This is a genomic window from Paenibacillus apiarius, from assembly GCF_017052585.1.
GTDB classification, from domain to species: domain Bacteria; phylum Bacillota; class Bacilli; order Paenibacillales; family Paenibacillaceae; genus Paenibacillus_B; species Paenibacillus_B apiarius.
In genome coordinates this window covers 974,544-990,132 of record NZ_JAFFHZ010000001.1, presented here as the reverse complement: position 1 = coordinate 990,132, position 15,589 = coordinate 974,544, and the positions used below count along the sequence as shown (strand labels likewise).

At 53.0% G+C, this 15,589-nt stretch carries 12 protein-coding genes; 5 read left to right on the top strand and 7 right to left on the bottom strand.

The window, feature by feature from the left end; all coding sequences use genetic code 11:
* Positions 1-222: 222 nt before the first annotated feature.
* Complete coding sequence (locus tag JSQ80_RS04550) at positions 223-771, top strand: peroxiredoxin (RefSeq protein WP_087433361.1); 549 nt, start codon at positions 223-225, stop codon at positions 769-771.
* Positions 772-860: 89 nt separating this feature from the next.
* Here JSQ80_RS04550 and JSQ80_RS04545 read toward each other — a convergent pair whose 3' ends face one another.
* The 5 genes from JSQ80_RS04545 to JSQ80_RS04525 all read right to left on the bottom strand — a co-directional run bounded on the left by JSQ80_RS04545 (position 861) and on the right by JSQ80_RS04525 (position 9,125).
* The gene (locus JSQ80_RS04545; RefSeq protein WP_206094507.1) at positions 861-2,843 is read right to left on the bottom strand and encodes a glycoside hydrolase family 15 protein; all 1,983 of its coding nucleotides are present in this window, start codon (positions 2,841-2,843) and stop codon (positions 861-863) included.
* Between the two features lie 4 nt (positions 2,844-2,847).
* Positions 2,848-5,280, bottom strand: coding sequence for a sugar phosphate nucleotidyltransferase (locus JSQ80_RS04540; RefSeq protein WP_206094506.1), 2,433 nt, complete (start codon positions 5,278-5,280; stop codon positions 2,848-2,850).
* Positions 5,277-8,195: a 1,4-alpha-glucan branching protein domain-containing protein gene (locus JSQ80_RS04535; protein WP_206094505.1), complete on the bottom strand. Its 2,919-nt coding sequence runs from the start codon at positions 8,193-8,195 to the stop codon at positions 5,277-5,279. The genes JSQ80_RS04540 and JSQ80_RS04535 overlap by 4 nt, the downstream gene beginning before the upstream one ends.
* Positions 8,192-8,665 (bottom strand): DUF4912 domain-containing protein, encoded by a 474-nt coding sequence (locus tag JSQ80_RS04530; protein WP_206094504.1) that lies wholly within the window; start codon positions 8,663-8,665, stop codon positions 8,192-8,194. Before JSQ80_RS04530 ends, JSQ80_RS04535 begins: the two co-directional genes overlap by 4 nt.
* A 235-nt stretch (positions 8,666-8,900) precedes the next feature.
* Positions 8,901-9,125, bottom strand: coding sequence for a KTSC domain-containing protein (locus JSQ80_RS04525; RefSeq protein ID WP_087433366.1), 225 nt, complete (start codon positions 9,123-9,125; stop codon positions 8,901-8,903).
* Between the two features lie 185 nt (positions 9,126-9,310).
* On the opposite strand from JSQ80_RS04525, the gene JSQ80_RS04520 reads away from it, so the two are divergent.
* The 3 genes from JSQ80_RS04520 (at position 9,311) to JSQ80_RS04510 (ending at position 13,085) form a co-directional block, all read left to right on the top strand.
* The gene (locus JSQ80_RS04520) at positions 9,311-9,718 is read left to right on the top strand and encodes a hypothetical protein (RefSeq protein ID WP_087433367.1); all 408 of its coding nucleotides are present in this window, start codon (positions 9,311-9,313) and stop codon (positions 9,716-9,718) included.
* A gap of 303 nt (positions 9,719-10,021) precedes the next feature.
* A complete protein-coding gene (locus JSQ80_RS04515; protein ID WP_087433368.1) occupies positions 10,022-11,440 on the top strand; it encodes an ATP-binding protein in 1,419 nt (472 codons plus the stop codon).
* A 136-nt stretch (positions 11,441-11,576) separates the two neighbouring features.
* Positions 11,577-13,085: a leucyl aminopeptidase gene (locus JSQ80_RS04510; RefSeq protein WP_206094503.1), complete on the top strand. Its 1,509-nt coding sequence runs from the start codon at positions 11,577-11,579 to the stop codon at positions 13,083-13,085.
* 149 nt (positions 13,086-13,234) lie between these two features.
* Here JSQ80_RS04510 and JSQ80_RS04505 read toward each other — a convergent pair whose 3' ends face one another.
* Positions 13,235-14,239, bottom strand: coding sequence for a DMT family transporter (locus tag JSQ80_RS04505; protein WP_206094502.1), 1,005 nt, complete (start codon positions 14,237-14,239; stop codon positions 13,235-13,237).
* Between the two features lie 164 nt (positions 14,240-14,403).
* On the opposite strand from JSQ80_RS04505, the gene JSQ80_RS04500 reads away from it, so the two are divergent.
* Positions 14,404-15,324 carry a LysR family transcriptional regulator gene (locus JSQ80_RS04500; protein WP_206094501.1) on the top strand — a complete coding sequence of 307 codons (921 nt, stop codon included), beginning with the start codon at positions 14,404-14,406 and terminating at the stop codon, positions 15,322-15,324.
* A gap of 64 nt (positions 15,325-15,388) precedes the next feature.
* Here the strand turns inward: JSQ80_RS04500 and JSQ80_RS04495 are convergent, their stop codons facing one another.
* The gene (locus JSQ80_RS04495) at positions 15,389-15,583 is read right to left on the bottom strand and encodes a FeoB-associated Cys-rich membrane protein (RefSeq protein ID WP_206094500.1); all 195 of its coding nucleotides are present in this window, start codon (positions 15,581-15,583) and stop codon (positions 15,389-15,391) included.
* Positions 15,584-15,589 lie beyond the last annotated feature (6 nt).

Below are 15,589 nucleotides of genomic sequence, written 5' to 3'. Positions count from 1 at the left end.
TATAAGGGCGTAGAAATGATATAATATGGAGGCATTGCAAGTTGTACTGAGAATGATTCGCAATTCAGCCATATTTTATAATTAATATTAATAAATAATGATTATAATCTTGACATCATTATTATCGAATGATAACATTCAATATGGAAGTTGTTCCACAGCAACTAGCCTATTAACTCGTGTGAATCATTATTATTGATATAGTTCAAGGAGGAATTCGACATGGCAGAACGTTTAGTTGGCAGACCCGCTCCAGAATTCAACATGGAGACAGTAAATGGCGATGGACAAAACTTTGGTGCAGTAAATTTGTCCGATTATCGCGGAAAATGGTTGGTTCTGTTCTTCTATCCGCTTGATTTCACATTCGTGTGCCCGACTGAAATTACTGCATTGAGCGATGCGGCTGAAGAATTCAAGAAATTGGATACAGAAATCGTCGGTGTTTCGGTTGACTCCATCCACAGCCACCGCGCTTGGATCAACACACCGAAAGAAGACAATGGCCTCGGCAAGTTGAACTTCCCGCTTGCTTCCGACATTACGAAGAATGTTGCGCGCGATTACGGCGTCCTTATTGAAGAAGATGGCGTTGCGCTTCGCGGTCTGTTCATCATCGATCCGGAAGGCGAAGTGAAATACCAAGTCGTTAACCATAACAACGTTGGCCGCAGTGTTGAAGAGACACTCCGCGTATTGCAAGCATTGCAATCCGGCGGTTTGTGCCCAATTAACTGGAAACCAGGCGACAAGCATTTGGTTGCGAAGTAAGCAGTGCGCTTGACGCATCCAATTGAATGAACATAGCAAAGCCCCGGCGGATCATTCCGCCGGGGCTTTGTAGATCGGGTGAGCACGTGTTATGGGTCATTGCTCAATTGTTCATACTTGGCCAAGTACTTGAGCACAGTGTCCACGTAAGTGGCATGCGACCACGTTAGCGGCGCGACCGAGACGGGACTGCCGTCAAACGGATCAAGCTGCTCGGATAGAAGTCCGCTTGACAGGCTATGCGCTTCGACCCATCGCAGCGTGTCATGGGCTTGCTCCAACTGGGTGAGCGTTGAGGCCAGCTCGATGTCATAGTTGGCGAACCATAACGTACATATGATCCACGGATTACCCGGAGCAACACTCATATCGGAGCAGCGTTGGAAGTAATAATCGCGATAGTAGCGGGCAATGCCTCCCGTGCCGCTTCGAATGGAGAGCCTTTCTCTTAATGACCGCATCGTGGACAATACGCGCGCGTCGTCCGCCGGCAGCACACCGAAGGCATAGATGCCGAAGATGCTGCTTTCCGGTGTCGTGTCCTGCGTCCACTGGCCGTCGTGACGATATAAGCCGCGTGCGAAGCGTTGTTCCTCTTCATTCCATAAATGGGTCATGATTCCGATTCGAATCTCTTCCGCAGCTTGATTGTACCGCTGCGCCCGCTCGTCATCCCCGAATAATGCAGCGAACTTCGAGGCTGCGGCAAGGCCGCCATATACGGCGGAGGCGGTAAACGTGAATATCCCGTACCGTTCCTCCCATAAATCATAGCTTGGAAGCGGCAGTCCCAGATGCGCATCACGGTATTGGAGAAGAAATCTTGCGGCTTGCCGGATGAGCGTCTGATAGAGCGATTGCGCCATTTCAATATCCCCGTGCTGCTCGTAATCTTGCCATAGGGCGTACAGGACAAGCGCCGTCTCATCCTCTTGAATCGGCAGCTGCTGCTTGCCGTCATGAACGTAAGGGTGCCAGCTCGAACCGACTGTTCCATCCGGATTATATTTATGAAGCAAATATCCATCGGAAGTCAGCGCCTCGGCACAGAAGCGGAAGAAAGGCGCAATCATGCCATGATAGCCGGCCGCAGACATGGCCTGGGCAACGAGCGCGCCGTCACGCGGCCACATATAGCTGTAATGATCGCGATTGAACTGCATAATATCCGTATCGTTCGCCGCGATGATGGCGCCGTTCACGTCCGTCTGAGAGCGCACGATAAGCAGACTTTGCTTATAGAGGCGAATCAGCTCAGGTTCAAGATTCGCAAAGGACCGGCTTTGTTTGTTCACCCAGCGCTTCCAATAGGTGCTTACCCTCTCGATAAGTTGCTCAGGGTGACTGCTGCGAACATATTCATTGAGCCGCACGACCTCTTTCAAATTAGTCCCGGCGCCGAACCAATAGTAGGCTGTCTGTTCACCGGCAGCCGGCACTTCGGTACGCAAGCTGAAGGTGCTGTCTACAGACCCTTGGGCAATGTCATTTCCCATCAGCTGTCCGTCTTCGGCATCCTTCCACGTGCCCTCCGCGTGGTGAAACCTTTTAATGCCGGTCGAATATTCATAGATCCCTTCGAGTGTGCCATCCCGCCAAGAGCTTATGCCGTTGAACATGAAGTAGCGGTCCTTCTTATAATGAAAAAGGGTTCCGTTATTCGGGTAGTACACCGCGGTATCGCCCACTTCCGTTTCATTGATGACCAAATCTTGATGGAAGAACAGGCGGATTTCACGCGCAAAGGGCAGGTGGTTGACGATGCGGATTCGTTTGAGAAAAATGGTGTCGCGCTGATGGACGGCATCATTCATAAACAAGGTCAGCCCTAATCGGGGATGATCGGCTGTCACGTCCGTAACGAGGGATTCCTCGACATAACCTAAGCGAAAGCTCCACTCCGGGTTATCCAACCAACTGAATTGCCCATCCACCCATACGCCGACACGGCAGCGATAACCTCCTACGTGATTTAATTGGCCTACATAAGGGAAGTAGACATCACGTATATAGGTATGCTCATCCAAGTTGACCAGGAATTTTCCGTTTCCTACGACGAGATGTCTAGGCACGTCATCACTTCCTTATCAAAGGTTGCGTATTCGTTAATTTCCCTGCAAATTCATGAGCCAAAATGCGTGCCTTCGCGGGGCTTTCCGCCTGCGCGATAATATGAAACAGCGGTTCGTCTTGATCCGGTTGAATGAGAATCCAGCCTTCTTCGGATTGAATGCGAACCCCATCCAGACATTCTGCCTGAACCGATTCCCGGCGGACCCATTCCATCAGCTCCCGCATTATGCCGCCCTTCTCGTGCAGGGCGCAAGGGACTTGCTCCTTCGCCGTGTGAACCGACGGCATGCTTGCGACAAGATCGCGCAAGGATCGCTGCTCAGCTGCCATGAGCTGCAAGATGAGACCTACCGCATACAAACGATGGGCGAACGGGGAGAAGGGCAGCCCGTTCGTTGCTTCCATACGGGCGCGCAGCGGCTCCTTCGTCCGCACGATGCGGATGCCGCTGTTCGCGGCGACTTGCTCCACCGTAACCGGAGCGCTGACAGGAACACCTACGCTCGCATGGATACCTGACTTCGCCAAGGCGAGCACGATGAGGGGAAGCAATGTGTCTTCATGAATGAGCGTTCCTTCGTCCGTAACGAGCTGGAAGGTGCCGTCTTCATTCAACATGACGCCAATCTGAGCCTGAATATTGCGGACATGCTCGATGATCGCTGCCGGATTCGGCTGGGCCGATAGGGTGTGCACCCTTGTTCCGCCCAGCATAGCAGCGAAACGTTCCGTTGTAGAAGCCTCGGACGAGGTGGACTGTACGACGATGGAAAAACAAGCATCCTGGATCAGTTCGAAATCACCCGCACGGCGCAGCGCTTCGATATAATCCGGAATGGCATGATCATAGCCTTTCCACCGTCCAACCCGATCGATGGCGCCCCTTGCAAAATCCTCTTGAAAATAAGCATTCTCAATTTTGCGTTCCAGGCCCTTGGCTATCGGCATTCCTTGGGCATCCGTCCATTGAATCATGACCTGTTCAGCTTGCAAATCGTTGCTTGCCGCGTAGAGCTGCACGTGAACCGCTCCGTCTGCCTTCAGCGTCTGCACAGCAAAGCGGGTGCACTCCATGGAGGCAGCGCCGATATCGGTGACGTGGATGCCGAGCGAACGCAGGCCGGCGGCGAACACGCTTTTTAATAGCGTGTCGAAGGGATGCGTTCCCGAACCGAGAACAACTGCAGCGTCGGAGGGGAGAACGGAGCCATATGCGGCTGCAAGCTTGCCGGCAAATTCGGGGGTAATGTCTCCATTCGCCCTGCCGACAATTCCTTTGCCGCCGAAGAGAGCGGCAGGCGCCTCTTCGCTCCATATCAATGAAGTATGGACCGTGCTATGAGGCTGGATCTTTTTGTCCGGCCATAACTTGACTTGGGGGCGAATATGAGACTTGTCTCCCAACGCGCAGCCGTGCCCGATAACGGCTCCTTCTTGAATATGGACGTCATTGCCAATCAGCGTGCGGTGCAGCACGATTGCATCTTGGATATCGCAGTGGCTGCCGATATGGCTGCCATCCCATACGATCGTTCGCTCCAGTGAGCTGTACGAATGAATCACGTTTCCCGCGCCGAGAATCGTGTATGGGCCAACCGCTGACGAAGGGTGCAGCGTGCAGCCCGCTCCGATATAAGATGGCCCGCTTAGGCGCAGCCGCGATGGCAGACGCACCCCGTGCTCTACGAATAAGCCGGGCATCGGCTCGGCAGCCGGTATGCGCACTTCGACTTTCCGGTCAAGCATATCGAACTGTGTCTGGCGATACTGATGCAGGCTGCCGACATCCGACCAGTACCCATTCGCTACGTAACCATATAGCGGCTTATCCTCCCGCAGCAGAGCAGGGAAGAGCTGCATGCTGAAATCGTAGGTCTCCCGTTCCGGAATCCACGACAGTATTTCAGGCTCCAGCACGTAAATGCCGGTATTTACGGTATCGCTGAACACTTCGCTCCAGCTGGGCTTTTCCAGAAAGCGAGTCACTTTCCCCTCTTCATCCGTCATGACTACACCGTAATCCAACGGGGAACGGACTTGCGTCAATATCATCGTGGCGAGTGCATGCTTCCGCTTATGATATTGGATGGCTTGACGCAAATTGAAATCAGTCAAGGCATCGCCGCTAATAACGATAAAGGTCTCATCCAGGAAGGAGGCGGCGTTCTTGATGCTTCCGGCTGTCCCGAGCGGAGTGTTCTCCTCAAAATAATGAAGCTGCACGCCGAAGTCAGACCCGTCTCCGAAATAGCTGCGAATAACATCGGGCAAGTATTGAACCGTGACCGCGATCTGGTGAATATCGTACCGTTTCAACAGCTCGATAATGTATTCCATACAAGGGCGATTCAATAACGGTACCATAGGTTTCGGTGTCTTTAGCGTAAGCGGCCGCAGACGTGTTCCTTTTCCACCAGCCATGATGACGGCTTTCATCGAGCGATCACTCCTTCATATACTTGTCTCGTAGACACAGCTATCGTGTTCCAATCGTATTGCGTGCGCACCTTGTAGAGCGCTCGGGCAGCCATCTCCGCCGCGTGATCCGGATGCGACAGCATGTCGGTGATATGCCAAGCGAGGGATTCAACATGGCCCGGCAGCGCTTTGTAGCCATCAACGCCATGATCCACGATCTCTGCCAATCCACCCGTGTCGGACACGACAACCGGCGTGCCGAAGCGCATGGCTTCCAGTGCAACGATACCGAACGGTTCATATAGACTCGGAAAAACACATACGCGAGCGGACTGAATCAGCGCATCCCGCATCTCATCTTGGACGAATCCGGCAAAGTGCACATGCTCCGCCAAACCTATGGCTTGAACCTGGCGCTCAAGTTCCTGCTTCATCGGACCGGTACCAGCGATAATAAGCTTCGCATCTGGTACGGTATGCAAAATGCGAGGCATCGCTTCGATGAGGACGTGAATTCCTTTTTCGTATACGAGCCGTCCTACATAGAACAGAAGCGGAGGTTCTGATGCGGGAACGGTTGATTTTGACAAGTTTTGTATCGCAGCCGGCTCCGCTCCAAGTTCGACACCATTCGGAATCATCGTAATTTTGCGGCGCGGCAGGGAAAAGATCTGCTCGACCTCCTGCACCATGGAGTTGCTGCAGACAATGACATGTTCTGCTTCTTCGGCAAGCCGGTATTCCATCTCATGAATGCGCTGTGGCAGCTCGCCTTGAATCCGGCCGTGATTGCGCCCGTGCTCGGTCGCGTGAATGGTTACGATGAGCGGACAGCCGAATGCTTGCTTTATGTCTTGGGCAGCAGGATAGACGAGCCAATCGTGGGCATGAAGGAAATCGAAGGCCAGCCCTTTGCTGACCAGCGCATCTACTCCGTCGGACATGGCCGCGTTCATCTGGAATACCCAATCCATAAAGCCGAAAGGAGTGACCGAATGGATAAGCGCGACGCGGTGCACATGCACGCCATCCATCAACTCATAGGATGGAGCGTCCGGGACTTCGCGCGTGACCACATGGACGTCGCACTGCTTCTCCGCCAAATGGCGGGACAGATCGTACACGGCCCGGGATAAGCCGCCTACGACGAGAGGCGGGAACTCCCATGCCAGCATGAGAATGACCTTGGCTCTGGGATTTGCAGCAGGGGTGAAAGCGGACGGCTGGAAAGCGGTGTATGACGGCGTGTCAGCCTTGCCCGTCGCGCTGTAGCCCGGGCCCGAAAGCAGAAGGCGATAATCGGCTGTCTCGAAGCAGGGATATTCCGCCTCCATTTGTTGCAGCTGAACCTGGTCATAAACCTTTTGTTCGAGCATATCGAGCAGCAAATGACAGCGCCCGAGATGCTGCCGGGTCCGTCCTGCGGCGTATTCCGTCACGGTGCCGGCATCCAGGATGAACGCCCAGTCACTGCTGGCAGCGAGCATCCATTCCTTCAACGCCCTATTCATGATTCGTTCTTGAACCGGTGTGAACCCCCAGCTGCCCTGCAGCCGCTGCGCATGATGCAATAGCCGATCTTCCGCATGATGAAGATGCTTATATATCCAATCGTTGCGCTCTTGCAGCCATACGTCGGCATATCCGCCCCGCCCCCAGCTGCTGAAGGACAGATCCGCCTGTTCGCTGGCCGGATAGGCCGCAATATAATCGCTTGGCGCGACGAATTTCGTCCGCTGCTTATTCCGTTCCCGGCGGGCATGCTGCTCGCGGAACAGGGCTTCAATCCACAGCGGTCCTTCAAACCACCAATGACCGAACAATTCTGCGTCATAGGGGCAGACGACAAGGGGCGCCCGATCCATCCATGTCTGCGCCTGAACGAGCTGGCGCTCCCGGCTGTCCAGGAAATGCTTGGCGTGCTCCCGCACCTTGCGCAGAGCCCAATCCAAACGGTAGGGAGTTTTGTCAGAGCCCGCTCCTGTAATGCGGTAGTATTTCATGCCCGTGTTCAGCCTTGCTCCATCCTCCAATATATAGGGGCGGATATAATTCCATTCCTCTTCGTTATTCCAGCCCAAATCAAAGCCGATGTCGCGGTAATATTCCCGGTAATCGCAATCTCCGGGATAGCCTTCATAGCTGCTCCAGACTTGGCGGGATGAATCCGGGTCCCGGGCAAAGGCGAATACACCGTCTTCTGTCATGACGGGAGCATATTGAAGCCGATCCTTCCGGGGCTGTGCCGTCAGCAAGCTAAGTTGATCGACCATGAAATACCGGATTCCGCTTGCCCGCAGGAGCGAAGACAGCTCGGGGGAATAGGCGCATTCCGGCAGCCATATGCCTTCTGGCCGTTGTCCCAGCAGCCGTTCGTGCTCGCGCGCTCCGATTTCAATCTGAGCGCTGGCCATCTCCGGATGCTTGATGAGCGGAAGAAAGGCGTGAGTGGCGGCGCAGGTGATGCATTCCAGCCATCCTTTTTGGACAAAATGACGGAACCACTCGATGACGCGGCCCTTGCATTCGCGATATAAATGCAACCATTTGAGCCAACGATCCAGATACATGATGGCGACGGGCTGCAGCTCGTTGTCCGTGTGCAGCCGCTTCGTCTCGGAACGCGCAAGCCGGATGGAGTTCTTCAAATGCTCTTCGAATCGGGATTGCAGCACCATATCGTCCATCATCGACAGGAGCGTGGGCGACAGCGTCATCGTAATGCGGAACGGAACGTTATCTTGCTCGAGCTGGCGAAAGACGTCTATCAGAGGCAAATACGTTTCCATCATCGCTTCGAAGTACCAGCGTTCTTCCAATGAATTCGGCCGCTCCGGGTGACGCACATAAGGCAAATGCGCATGCAGGATCAAGGCGATCTGTCCCTCGTTCTGCGTTGGCGCGGCTGACGGATACAACGTGATTGCGTTCATTTACGGACTCCTTCTCGATTTGGATATAACGTGTAAGCAGAGAATTGTTCAAAGGGTGAGGACGATTCGGACGACGGAGGTTGGGCGGACAACGAAGTGATTCGCGCCGCTGCCGTCTCTTCCGAATCGGCGGATGCTGCCGAGAGACTACGGGGAGTGCGAATGGCTGCAGAGCGTACAACAGGTATAAATTGCAACGATGAGTTAAGAAGACCGTAATCTGCTATGTAAGATTGGTCCGGCTCGATGGAATGGATGTAGACGGAATCCCTATCCTGTTCCAGATGCTCGAGATTCACATCGAAATAATGGACCGATCCGGACTGCAGCTCTTGTTGATCCGTTACGGCATACAATCGGATTTTCTTGGTTAGTCGGTGCCAACTCATGCGGTAGTGTTGTTCTGTGGCTGCGCGCTTGCGATCGGTTATGTCCCAGTACGCAAATAAGGTATATGGATCTTTGACCATCAGGTGGATGACCGAATAATGCCGGCGTGAAGACCATTTGTCTTGGATAGGTGAGCGGATGAGAGTTCTCCCCCTTTCGGATAACATCGGTAATTTACAAATGGGACCCGAGACTATACTTATCCAGTACTGCCGGGTTTCATGTCTGATGTTTGGTGAATATTTGAAAAGCGTATTGAGAACCTATGAAAATGAAGCTCAAAAACAATGAAGCTAAGCCGCTGCATCGGCCTGATCAGCAATGCTTCTCCGCCGGCTTCTTCATTACGCTTTCCGTCAAGCGCATGAATTCGTCATACCGGTTCTCCGAATGAAGCAAACGCTCATACCAGCTTTCGGGCACCGACGGATAGGCCGCCGTTTCCCCGGTAGCATAGTGTACAATCAATTCATGATTCACTTTGTCGTAGCGTAAATACTGAATTTGCTTAGAGGACACAAACAGCACATTCGGTTTCACACGCACGCCCCCATTTCAAAGATTGTTCCACATCTATATGCTTTATGGCTTGGTGATATACGTGGACACGGATTTGAAATAGGACATTGGGAGGAAGTTGGAGTAAAAAAAAGGAATTGAGCGGGAGAGCGGCGAATAATCTACATCAATCTAGTCTTCAATGGATCCATGCGAGGAGGGAGAACATGAGCTTTTGTTGTGGAGCAAGCATGATTGGGACCAATGGTACGCTGCAGCATTATCGGACTCGCATTCATAATGTTCCCCTGTTGCTTTGTCCGGTATGTCATCGCATTGAAGTGCATTTTTTAGTGGAAAATGAGTATGAAATACTGGCGGAATATGCGCAAAGCGACGGTGCGGAGGAAGTTGACTTCCGTGATTATGTCACCTCGGAAGACGGCCGGCTGTTCGAGAACTGCATCAATCATGAGAATGATGATCCGCTCGAACTCGTGAAGAACCAGATTGATAATGCGCTGGACCTGCTGGCTTTGGCGAAACAGTGGAACGATGCGCAGTGGGAATCTCAGTTGAAGCGCCGTCTGGCGCTGATGAGCCGCCGCAAGGCGCAGTTATTGAAGCAGAAGTAGGAAGCGGAAGGCGACAGGCATTCCAGCGGATGCTGGATGCGATGGCAGGAGGCGACGGTTGTCATAAGTCCTAAAGCGCATTGGCCAATGGTGGGCCGATTCGACTAAGGCGGACGAACTCGCCTTCTTTCACATGCGTAATCTCGCGCCGAGCCTTTAAGTTACCTTTAGAGGATGCGAGTTTATTTGTCTATTTTCGACATAATAATGGGTTGACGCTTTTGCCAAAAGTTTACTATGATGGTACTGTTGGAACGAACCTATGGGACGGAAACGGTTGCCGTATAATGAGGTGAGTCACAATTGAATGCGCTGAGTGCGAAGGAAGAACGTAATCAATCGGAATGGAAACAACGTTACATCAATGGGTTGCGGCACTATATCCTGAACGGCGGCGAGCAAGACTTGCAGCAAGTGAGAGATTCGGCCTGCGCTACGAATCAATTGGACCCCCGGGATGTATTAAGCATCCATGAGGAAGCGTTGTTCACCGTGCTATCCCATGTCGAAATGGATGAAGGCATAAAGGCGCTTAATCGTTCGTTCATTTATTTCATGGAATGGATTACGGCTATCAAGACAGAACAGGGAAGCAAGGAGGGGAATGCAATGGTTTTAGACCCGATTCGCGAGCCTTGGATTCAGTCCGCACAGGCGTTGTACTCCACCCAGAGCGTACGCAATAAGTATGAAAACGTGCTGCAACAGATGGATAGCGGAATTGTGCTGTTTGACAGCAGCGGGGTGCTGTCCTTTATCAATGTTGAGACGGCGAAGCTGCTCGACGTTCCCCGCAAGGCATTGGTAGGATGTTCCTTGCTCGAATTGCTCCTCCACCCGCTTTTAAAGAGGGACAAGCGCAAAATGATTTTACGGCTCTACAAAGATACCATTTTGAGAAGAAAGCGCTATCATGAATTCTCCGATCGAAATGACAGGCATTATCTTGTTACCGTTACGTACGGAGACCAGATGGATGGCGACTATTTGTTCAGCATCAAAGACGTATCGGATTTCAAACGGATTGAACAAACCGCTTATCAAAATGACAAACTGGCTATACTCGGCAAGATTGCAGCGGCGATCGCCCACGAAATCCGCAATCCGCTGACCTCTATCCGCGGCTTTATTCAGTTGCTGCGTCCGCATTTGATGCAACTGGGAAAAGAAGAGTATGCCCGGATTATTTTAGCCGAAATCGACCGGGCCAACGATATCATTTTTGAATTTCTGAACTCTTCGAAACCTTCAGCCCCGATGACCTCAGAAGTTCCTATCTCATCCCTCCTTCGGGAAGTGGTCCTCCTTACCGAGAGCGACGCGCTTATGAAAGGCTGCGAAATCGAATTGACGGATCATTCTGAGGCAGGCTCTCTTTTTGTATCAATTGACGTCAAGCAAATTAAGCAAGTCATTCTAAATATGATTCGCAACGCCATCGATGCAATTGATCACGTTCACACCAAGCGGAAAGGATTAATCCGCATCTCGACTCAACAAGAAGGAATGTATGTATCGATCAAAATTCACGACAACGGCAAAGGCATGGATCATAAGACGTTGGAACGATTGTTCGATCCCTTCTTCACTACGAAGGAAGAAGGCACCGGCCTCGGCCTGTCAGTCAGCTACCGGATTATTAAAAATCACGGGGGAACGATCACCGTGGACAGCAAGGAAGAGGCGTGGACGGAGTTCGTCATACGTCTGCCGTTGGCGTAAGGCTGAATAACATCATCCCGAGATTGCAATCGCTTTAAATGGCAAATGGTCCTCCGTCTCGTACCGGATTTGAACTTGTGGTACAATATGGAGGGCATTTGGCATCATCATTTTTATACAAAGGGATGGTACATAAATGAAACTAGCAAATGTGACATGGTTGCAAGATGTTAAGGTTCAAGCACAAGCCTTGGCATCAAATCAGGTTGAAGCGGACGCCGTAATCGTTATCGGTACCAAAGCGGAGTTCGAGCTGGCGTCAGGTTTCCCCGGCGCAGAAGCATGCGCGGAAGCGGTGCGCCGCGGGTTGTTCGAAGCGGGCTGCTGCAAGACGTATGTTGTCCCGACGGGACAAGAGCAAGCGCCTGTGCTTATCGCCATTGGCCGCAAGGAGGAAGCGTTAACGGTCAAGCAAGTTCGCTTGATGTTGGCGGAAGCCGCTCGCGAAGCAGTGAAGCTTCGTCTCGGACGCATCTCGGTCATCGTTCCTCAGGAGCTCGTGCAGGCTGCGGGGGAAGACGCGAAGGCGATGGCTCATGCGATGGTGGAAGGCTTTATGCTAGGCGCTTATCAGCGCGTCACGTACAAGAAAGACGCCAAGCCGGCACATGAATTCGCATCGTTCACGCTGTGTGCGGAAGGTCTTGCTGAAGCGGCTTGGACGGAAGGCGCAGAACGTGGAACCGCCTATGCGTACGGTACGACGTTTGCGCGCGATCTAACGAATCTGCCAGGGAACGTATTGTACCCGAGCACGCTTGCTGAAGCGGCTCTTGAGCTTGCGAAGGAACACGGCTTCGAGGCCCACGTTCTCGATGAGAAGCAAGTCGAAGAGAAAGGCATGGGCGGTCTTCTCGGCGTCGGTAAAGGCAGCGTGAATCCGCCGCGCATGATTGTGCTGAAATATCAAGGCAAAGACGAATGGACAGACGTCTATGGTCTTGTCGGCAAAGGGATTACGTTCGACACGGGCGGCATTTCCTTGAAGCGCGCGGGCAATATGGACGAGATGATTTGCGACATGGGCGGCGCAGCGGCGGTACTCGGCGCAATGGCGGCGATCGGCCGCATTCGTCCCCAAGCGAACGTGCTGTGCGTGGTCGCTTCGGCAGAGAATATGCCTGCGGGCAATGCGTTGAAGCCGGGTGATGTGTTGACCTCCTACAGCGGACGCACGATTGAAGTGCTCAATACGGATGCTGAAGGCCGGCTGGTTCTGGCAGACGGTATGACGTATGCCAAAGAGCTTGGCGCAAGCAAGCTGATTGACGTTGCAACGTTGACGGGCGCTGTCGGGGTGGCGCTAGGCAGCATTACGACCGGAGTCGTAACGAACAACGACGAGTTCTTCGGCCAGTTCAAAGCGGCTGCGGCGCGCACGAATGAGCTGGTGTGGGAGCTTCCTTCCAACCAAGAATATTGGGATATGCTGAAGAGCGATGTGGCTGACGTCCGCAATGCCATTCCAGGCGGCGCAGGCACGATTACGGCCGGTCTGTTCGTGGGCACCTTCGCTGACGATCTGCCTTGGGTGCACTTGGATATCGCAGGCACGGCCTTTTTGGGCAGTGGCCGCGGTGTTGATCCGAAAGGGGCGACCGGGGTTATGGTGCGCACGATTACGGAAACGGTGCTGGCGAAGTAGAGCCGCTCATTTCACGCATTGATAATATATGAATACACAACAACAAGGGAGAGGCTATCGGGCCTCTCCCTTGTTGTTTGTAGGGGTAATTTCAACCTTGTAGGGTTATGTGAAGTCTAGTTTGTTATCGGTAGTCGATTGTTTTCCTTTTATCCTGTCGGAGCGTGCGTATGCTTTTTCGGAACGCGTCCGTGAACTGGCTTCGGCGCGGCTGCAGCTTTCGCTGTTGCCTCTGCAGGTGACCGGCGGCTAATGATGTTGTTGACGATGAGCGCGCACACGATAAGCAGCGTTCCGAACATTTCCGCCCCGGACACGGAGTAGCCTTGAATGACAGATATAATAAAGGTAGTTGCCGGCACGAAGTTGATGAACAGCATTCCGTTAATGGCATGCAATCTCTGGATGCCTTGAATCCAGCTTAAGAGTGCGAGCAATCCGGCTACAACAATCATGAATAGCATCTCAGGCATAATATTGACGATGGTGCCGGCAGCCGGCGCATCGACGATGCCAAGCGCCGTCATTATCAAGACGATGGCAAATGTCGTAACTCCGCCGTACAGCGAGGTTAGTGCCGAGAACCGCAGCGCCGACCAGCCTGAGAATTGATCGCTGCTCACGGTAAAGATGACCCAACCGGTTACACCGGCAAACACGGACAGCAGGGGCAGCAATTGCAAGCCGCCATTCGCGAGTGTGGCGAAATCGCCTTTCGTGACGACGAAGAGCACGCCGATGAAAGCGACGATGACACAGCTTAAGGTCCAACTATTCGGACGCTTGCGGGTGACCAGCCATACGAACAATACGGCAAGCATCGGCATGAATGATTCCATAATCGAAGCGAGCAGCACGCCTGACTTGCCAAGCTGTTGCTGTCCCCAAAATACGCCGAAGTTATATATGGTAAACGCGAGCGCGCCGAGCACCCACAGCTTCAAGCCGCGGCCTTCGGTGCGAAAAGCCCGCCTTCCTTCTTTGAAACCAAGAATAATAGCCAACAGCAAGCCGACAACAAGGTAACGTATTCCCGAGAACCAGAACGGATCAATATGATGCAGCGCGCTCTCGGCGATGGGGAACATGGCGCCCCACGCAACAGCGGCGAAGAGGCAGAATAACGCTCCTTGCCAGAAATGTTTCTTACTCATGATGAATGTTCACTCCTACAGTGCAATCCTGATGTTTGCGACTCAATGACATTCATCATATGACTTTTTTAATATCTTGTAAAACAATTGAAAGTGATTTAAGATATCACTTAGAATAATAGCTCACACTTACTGTGAAGGATCATCATGAAGGAGCCATCAGCATGGACGTAAGTGATATTCATATCTTTATGGCCGTTGTCGAGCATGGCAGCGTGAGCCGTGCCGCCGAGGAAATGGGCTATGTTCAATCCAACGTCACCGCTCGCATCCGCTTGCTGGAGCAAGAGCTCGGCCATCCGCTGTTCCATCGCCACCGCAGGGGCATGATGCTGAATGCGGAAGGGCGCAAGCTGCTGTATTATGCGGAGCGCATGACTCAGCTGATGAACGAGATGAGGAAGGCATTTCAAGATACGGATGACCCTGCCGGCTCCTTGCTTATCGGTTCGGTAGAGACTGTCGTCGGCTTGCCGGATATCCTTAGTCTGTTCTATCAGAAGTACTCGAAGGTAGACCTCTCGTTAGTGACTGGCGTTACTGAGAAGCTGACGGAAGAGGTGCTTGAATATAGGCTGGACGGCGCCTTCGTCTCCGGACCGGTGACGGCAGCCAACGTGGAGCAGCATCCCGTATTCGACGAGGAGCTGGTGCTCGTCTGCGGCCGCGGCGTCATGGAGGGGCAGATGTGGGCTGATCATGTTCGCGAGCTTCTGCATCGGCCGCTGCTCGTCTTCCGCAAAGGCTGCGGTTATCGCGCCAAGCTGGAGGAATGGCTGCAGCAAGAGGGAATCTCGCCCACGAAAGTAATGGAATTCGGCACACTTGAGACGATAATCGGCACCGTGGTCGCCGGACTCGGCATCACAGTCGTGCCGCGGGCCGCCATCAGCAAATTAGAGGAGGAAGGGGCGTTGCGGGTGTTCCGTATTCCCCGGCCATTCAACAAGGTGTCGGTCGTGTATATTCGCAGGGGAGATGCGTATCTGGGCGAAGCGGAGCGGCGCTTCATGGAGACGATCGAAGAGATTCGCACACGGCGGGGAAGCCACATTCCGTTGACGACACTGTTGACAATACCATAGCAGAGAGCTGAGCATAATAAGACGAGGGTGAGCCGTTCCTGAAGGAATGGTTCACCCTCGCGCGTTATTGGGGCAGGTTGCGGCTGTCGAGGCTGTTTCGGTCTGCCTGCGGCTCGGCGGCGGAACATGCCGACGTGCAGGAGCGATTCAGGGCGCAAGAAGCGCATGCTCCTTGCTTGCTTTTTCGAACGTGACGGACAACCATCCAGATGGCATAAGCAAAAATAATGGCAACGAATCCGATTTCTATCCATGGCATGAAAAT